The organism is Paraburkholderia sp. EG287B, from assembly GCF_040965595.1.
Lineage (GTDB): Bacteria > Pseudomonadota > Gammaproteobacteria > Burkholderiales > Burkholderiaceae > Paraburkholderia.
On the sequence record NZ_JBFRCG010000075.1, the window covers coordinates 1 to 1,110 of the forward strand.

Consider the following 1,110-nt stretch of genomic DNA (forward strand, 5'->3'; position numbering starts at 1 on the left):
GTTACTCACACGTCAGCAATATAGCTGACAGATTGATGCCTAAAAAATGACCGAACAAGGCACGGATCGCGGCTAATTTGTGAAAGCTGCTCGTGAATTTTTGAGCCCAGCTTTTCACCTTTTTGAAGTGGGCGCCGCGCGACACCGGTGCGCTTGACGTGACTCCACACCAGTTCATCTGGATTCAGGTCCGGTGCGTAACCGGGCAGGAAATGCAAAGTCAACTTGCCCTGCGTATTGGCGGCATAGTCCTTAACGACGGCTTTCTTATGTGCTGGCAATCCGTCGACGATCAGATGAACCGCTCTTTTCCGATTGAACATAAGCTTCTTGAGCAGTTCCACGAACAACTCGCCGCTAAGTGCCCCTTCATACGTTGCAAACCAGAAGGCCCCCTTCGAATTAACAGCGGACGCGGCGCTCATGCTTTGCCGTTCGCCGGGCCGCTCGACCACCGGCGTCTCACCGCGCGGCGCCCACGTCCTGCCATGCACCGAGCCAGCACGGAAGCCCGATTCGTCCCAGAAAAAGATGTCCGCCTTCTGCTCGCGAGCCCGCCTGGCAATGCTCGGATAGGTTTCTCGCTGCCAGCGCTCGATAGCTTCCGGATCACGCTGGTAAGCACGCTGCAACGGCTTTTGCGGCGTCAGGTTCAGACGCGCGAGCATCGCACCGATCGAAGCAAGGCTTAACGTGACGTCGAATTTCTGTCGTACCAGCTCACGAACCAGGTTGCGCGTCCACAACCCGAAATCAAACCCGTACTGCATTGGATTCTTGCCATTAACCCAGCGCATTACCCGCTGCTCCTGCGTCGCAGTAAGCGTACGTGGGCGACCCGTGCCCTTGGTCGATCGCAGCACTCGCACACCATGACCACGGCCTCGCGCCTGCGCCCTGATCTTGTACGCCCATGAGCGATGCATCCCAAACGACGCGGCAACATCATTTGGATGCTCGCCTTCAGCCATACGCTGAACTGCAAGGATACGCATCTCTTCGAGCGTGTTGTGAGCCAGGCTCCGGCCATCTCGTTTCATGGGCGATGCTCTCAATAGCTATCGCCCAAGCATAGACCATCTGTCCGCAAAATTCCTGACTTATGAGTAA

Annotated in this window: 1 protein-coding gene; it reads right to left on the reverse strand. The window is 56.5% G+C overall.

What is annotated here, in order from left to right:
• Positions 1-5: 5 nt before the first annotated feature.
• Complete coding sequence (locus AB4Y40_RS42740) at positions 6-1,040, reverse strand: IS630 family transposase (RefSeq protein ID WP_368692983.1); 1,035 nt, start codon at positions 1,038-1,040, stop codon at positions 6-8.
• Positions 1,041-1,110 lie beyond the last annotated feature (70 nt).

What these genes read in the sequence shown, in the direction of transcription:
- AB4Y40_RS42740 (WP_368692983.1), bottom strand. Translation starts at nt 1,040, where the DNA reads ATGAAACGAGATGGCCGGAGCCTGGCTCACAACACGCTCGAAGAGATG.